This window comes from Pedobacter sp. 01N416, from assembly GCF_056399685.1.
The window spans coordinates 1-5,346 of record NZ_JBFTRT010000347.1 but is presented as its reverse complement, the minus strand read 5'-3'; the positions used below and the strand labels follow the sequence as shown (position 1 = coordinate 5,346).

The 5,346-nt window shown below is 40.4% G+C and carries 5 protein-coding genes; all 5 read right to left on the bottom strand.

All coding sequences use genetic code 11. The features are described 5' to 3' along the window. The coding region (locus AC1DND_RS18315; protein ID WP_477583799.1) for an efflux RND transporter permease subunit at positions 1–1,600 on the bottom strand (1,600 nt) is incomplete at its 3' end. Between the two features lie 2 nt (positions 1,601–1,602). After that, positions 1,603–2,529 (bottom strand): efflux RND transporter periplasmic adaptor subunit, encoded by a 927-nt coding sequence (locus tag AC1DND_RS18310; protein ID WP_477583797.1) that lies wholly within the window; start codon positions 2,527–2,529, stop codon positions 1,603–1,605. A gap of 2 nt (positions 2,530–2,531) precedes the next feature. Continuing rightward, positions 2,532–3,779 (bottom strand): TolC family protein, encoded by a 1,248-nt coding sequence (locus AC1DND_RS18305; protein ID WP_477583795.1) that lies wholly within the window; start codon positions 3,777–3,779, stop codon positions 2,532–2,534. A gap of 37 nt (positions 3,780–3,816) precedes the next feature. Continuing rightward, the gene (locus tag AC1DND_RS18300) at positions 3,817–4,629 is read right to left on the bottom strand and encodes a phosphatase PAP2 family protein (RefSeq protein ID WP_477583793.1); all 813 of its coding nucleotides are present in this window, start codon (positions 4,627–4,629) and stop codon (positions 3,817–3,819) included. Between the two features lie 424 nt (positions 4,630–5,053). Continuing rightward, on the bottom strand, positions 5,054–5,346 hold a 293-nt coding region (locus AC1DND_RS18295), incomplete at its 5' end, for a sensor histidine kinase (protein ID WP_477583791.1).

Genomic DNA, 5,346 nt, shown 5'->3' with positions numbered 1-5,346 from the left:
CAATCGATGCGATCAGCACGAGCATAAATATGATCGAGATATAAGGTCGTTGTATAAAATAACGCACCCAGTTTTGCGATTTAACCTCATGTACCACTACTTTTTTGCCAGTTGCTGCGTGACTACCCCCTTTACGGGTAAGCAAAAGATAAATCACAGGTAAACCAATCCAGGTAACAAAGAAGGAACAGACCAGGGTAATGATCATGGTATTGGTCATCACCTGAAAATAAGAACCTGCAACACCCGTCATCAGTACAAAGGGAACGAATATCACAATCGTACTGATAGAAGACCCCAACATGGCCGGGAAAAGATAACTCACCGCCTTGCTCAACAACCTCATTGTAAGCTCTTCGGGGTGTTCTTCATGTGTGCGATGAATCTGCTCTACCACCACTATAGCATCATCTATAATTAAACCTATGGCTGCTGCAATGGCGCCAAGGGTCATGATATTGAGCGAATACCCAACAAAATAGAGTACAATTACAGTTAAACAAAGCGTAACCGGGATGGTGATTAAAATGGTAACGCTTGCCTTGAACGATCTCAAAAAAATAATAGCCACCAAAATGGCCAATGCCAAACCAATTAATAAACTATCGCGTACACTTTTTACCGATTCGTTTACAAAATCGGCCTGTACGTAATAAGGTTTAATGCTTACGCCGGCCGGCAGAATATGTTTCAGTTGTTCTACTTTGGTAAACATCTCATTGGAGAGATCGACCAGGTTGGCATTAGGTTGTTTGATTACTGCAATCAGGATTCCATCTTTCCCGTTGGCATTGATGCGGGTATATTCTACACTTTGCTGAATATTTACCTTAGCAATATCCATTACTTTAATAATCCGGTTACCTTTTCTGCTCAACACCAGATTTTCCAGATCGCTTTTGTTTTTTACAGTAGCATCGGTTACAGATAGGTACAGGTAATTGTGATCGGCGAGGTAGCCGTTAGATTTTATAAAATTGGTTTGGCTGAGTGCATTGCTGATCTGATCTGGGGCGATACCCAGCGTCTGCATTTTCTGTACATCAAGCTCCAGCCAGTATTCTTTACTCTTACCGCCAATTACACGGATCTCGGAAACGCCATCAACCTGCGAAAGAAAGGGTTTCACGGTATAGGTGGCAATTTTTTTAAGTTCAGCAGACGAATAATTGTGACTTTCTAAGCTGTATCCACTTACCGGAAGAATCGATGGATTCATCTTCTCTACCGAAATGTTAACCCCAGCCGGCAACGAAGCACTGATTTTCGCAATCTGCGATTCTATGCGCTGCTGACTCAGATCGATATCGGCACCGGGGTTCATAAATGCAGAAAGCTCACAACTGCCCCTACTGGTGGTACTCCTAACCAATTGAAGATCGGGCACTTGTTTTACCGCATTTTCTAAAGGCCTTGTTACAGTAACCACCATCTTATCAACCGGCTGCAATTCTGCATCGGCAATAATCTTGATCTTTGGAAAGGTAATTTCTGGAAAAAGTCCTGTTTTTAGCTGACTGAAAGCATATACTCCGCCAACCAGTATAATGAGCAATACTGCCAGGATTGGGTTTTTATGGGAAATAAAAAACTTGTTCATGGCTACTTCTGGATTTTAACTTTGGCAGTATCTGCTATTCCATAATTCCCAGATGTAATGATCCGGTCGGTTTTCGAAAATTTAGGGCCGATCACTTCAATTGTATTTTGGCTTTCGATGCCTTTTTTCACGTTTATCTTTACCGCTGTTGAATCATTGATCAGTTTCATTACCCAAAACTCATCTTCAGTTTCATTAGCCAATACCGCCGATTTTGGCAATACCTGGGCCTGTGCATGATTTACTTTCGTTAACCACACTTTCGCAATCAAGCCTTCGGGAATATCTTTACCAGCCCCCACTTTAAGAATATAACGTTGGGTCTGCGCTGATGAATCGACAGCAAGCATGGTTCCTGAAACCGTTCCGGTCATTTTAGTTCCATCCGGTAAGCGGATAACCAGACTTTTATTCTGACTGATCAGCTGATTATATTCGTAAGGCAGATCGAGCAAAAAAACCAGACTATTGCGGTTACTGATGGTGGCCAAAGCTTCTCCATCCTGCACATAATCTCCTTTTTGATGATTTACCTGAATAATTGTTCCAGCCTGATCGGCTCTGATATTGGAAATACCAGAAAACTTAAACCCGGCATCGAGCTTATTTACGCTATTGCCAATCGATTTTGCTTCTTTGGTAATTAAACTAAACAACAGTTGATGGCTCCCCACCTGCTTGCCTAATACGACTCGGGTACTTTCTACATAACCGTTAATATTTGCCTTTACAAAACTTTTCTCCAGATACGCCGAAACTGCCGAAAGCTCCACAAATTCTGAAAGAGAACTATCTCGAACCGTAGTCACCTGAACTGGGGTAATTGGCGAGGGCTCATCTACAGTTTCTGCAGGGGCAGAATGATGACATCCCGAAAAAACAAACAGCGTGGCAATACCACTACACATTAATTTTAGATAGCTATTCATGGTTATCGGTTCCAGTAATTAAATTGGTTGATCAGTTTTAAACGGTTAATATTGGTTTGGCGCAACAAATTTTGAGCAGCCATATAGTTGTTGATCGCAATAACAAAATCGGCCACTTTTAAATCGCCAGTATGCATCAATTTACTGTCTACCTCGATCAACCCTCTGCTAAAACGGATCTGTTCGTTAATTTTTGGAAAGAGTAAATCGGTCTGGTTAATCTGCTGACGGATCAGGTTTAGCTGTTGTTGTTGCTGGCGGGCAAAAAAATCGCGGTAACTGGATATGGTTTTAGCAGAAAGACTGAGTTTATTATACTGCATTTTCTTCTGATGGCCATCGTAAATAGGAACGGAAAAAGTAAAACCAATACTTGCCCCCAAATTTTTATAAGGCTGTAAAACAAATGAAGAATTATAGCCCCCATTTGCATATATCCCAAGTTTGGGTTTATAGTTAAAGTTAATCGCTTTTTTTTGATTGCTGTTTTTTAAACTGTCGATATCAAAACGTTTATTAAAAAAGCCTCGATCCATTGAGGTGCTGGAGGTCTGCAATTGGGGATCAGCTAACTTAACCTGTGTGGTGTCGGCAATGCCTGCTAAATAATTTAACGTGGCGTAATCATTTTTAAACTGCAATTCGGCCTGTTTTACTACCAGTTGCTGTTGCTGTAAAGTAACCAGAAAAGTTAAATACTCGGATTGTTTGTAAATATTGCTTCTGGTTAATTTTTTAAGCAGTGCTTCTTCTTGTTCGAGCAGTATAACCACTTCCCGATTAAAATCTACCTGCTCTTGACTGGCATAGGCTAGAATATATTGATCGGCAATAGATCTTTGCAAATCATATAGCGACAATTGCCTGGCATATTTAATGGAATCGCTTTGGATTTTAATACCCTCGAGCTGGTTATTGATGCGTTTCTTGTTCAGCAGATCATAATTCACATTAAGTAGTACTTCTAGTGCCTGTCCGTTGGTAAGCACTTCATCGTAACCATAACCATGTACAATTGGCGCATACATCCCTGCAGAACTGGCCGTAACCTGTGGTCCCCCGGTTGCACGAACAATCAAACTATCTACCCCAGCAGAACGCTGTTGATTTTGAAAATCTTTAAGTACAGGGCTTGTAAATTCAGCCTGTTTTAAATAATAACCGAGACTTTTTGAAGGGACTTGAGCCACCGCTCCCATTACCCAAAAAGTAACCACGCATAAAATCAGGTACTTCAACTTTATATTCATTTTTGGATGATTTCAACTCAAAAAATATTGAACAATATTAAAATCTGCCCGAAAGCATTAAACCCGTGCTACCTTGTTGGTGGAAGGGCATAAATGTAAAATTCCCATCTTTTTTTGTAGTGAAAAGGCTTTTGATATATGGATAAACAAGATAAGATATCTTTGTAGAAGCAATCCCGAATCCGGCACCTGCCACCACATCACTAAACCAGTGTTTGTTATTATACATCCGCAGTGTTCCAGTGGCAGTGGCGACAAAATAACCTGCATAACCAATCCAAGGGTTAACATCTTTATACTCCTGATGCAGAAATTCTGCCGCCATAAATGCAGATGCGGTATGCCCTGAGGGAAAAGAATTTTCTCCATTTTCATTTGGTCGCTCTCTACCAACGCCCTGTTTTACAAAATGAGTAGAAACACCCATAATTGCAGCGGAGGTTACATATAACATCGAAGCATCAAACAGGTTATGCTTGCCTTTTATACCCGACAAATTAAGTGCGTATACTGCAGCCGCTGGTGCAAATTGGAGATAGTCATCAACATGAGCGGCAAATAAAGGATGGTCTTCCTGTAATTCTGCCTTGGTACTTACATCCAGTTGTTTTAATGCGCCATGATCGTAAACAGCGGCAAAACCATAACCCGCAAGTAAAACAGGCGCAATAAATGCCGTTGCCTGAAACTTTCTTTTTTGCATCGACTGGTCAGTGTACCATCGTCCTAGAGAATCTGCAGGAACATTTTTAACCGAATCTATATTTTGAGTGTACCCAATAACGGCAGCAGCATAAGTATGACTTCTATAACTTACCATAATCAACAACACCCCTAAAAACCTTTTCATAGTTTAAATTTTAATCAAAACTATAATCGAATTATGGAGAAATTCTGAAGTTATGAATGAGTGAAACTTTTTAAATTAGATGTTCGAAATGGATAATTCGATAGTGACAGGTGGCAACACCTATCACCACATCAGCAAGGGGTAATCGATAGTGACAGGTGGTAACACACAATCACACCTAAAAAATCTGCGGGCAATAAAAAATATGACAAATGCTTCATCTTAAGCCTCCCGCAGATGTCGCTGATCTACGCAGAATGTGTTTATTATTTATAATGACGGTGGCAACACCCACCACTCTTGCAATTCAACCACATAAATAACTAAAAAGATCCTGACCAAGAAGTAACTATTAGACCTTCAGCGCCATAAACACAACTAATAAAACAAGTTCGGCATGAAGAAGCGTAAAAAAATGGGCAGATTAATCACCAAAATAAACAGTAAAAACATGTTCACCACTTTCTTCGTGATAATCAATACGAAAGCCATAAAGGTTACAGATCTGTTTGGTTATGGCTAACCCAAGCCCTATGCCTTCAGACTCCACAGATTTTGAAAAACGATCGAATATTTTGGTTTGCAGATGACCGGGGTTTCCTGAATTGGAAATGGTTAGCGCCTGTTGATCAAGTTGGATATGAATGTGTCCACCACTTACATTATGCCGCACTGCATTGCTAAAAAGATTGTTTAGCAAAATATCAGCAAGATACC

What these genes read in the sequence shown, in the direction of transcription:
- AC1DND_RS18305 (WP_477583795.1), bottom strand. Translation starts at nt 3,779, where the DNA reads ATGAATATAAAGTTGAAGTACCTGATTTTATGCGTGGTTACTTTTTGG.
- AC1DND_RS18300 (WP_477583793.1), bottom strand. Translation starts at nt 4,629, where the DNA reads ATGAAAAGGTTTTTAGGGGTGTTGTTGATTATGGTAAGTTATAGAAGT.
- AC1DND_RS18310 (WP_477583797.1), bottom strand. Translation starts at nt 2,529, where the DNA reads ATGAATAGCTATCTAAAATTAATGTGTAGTGGTATTGCCACGCTGTTT.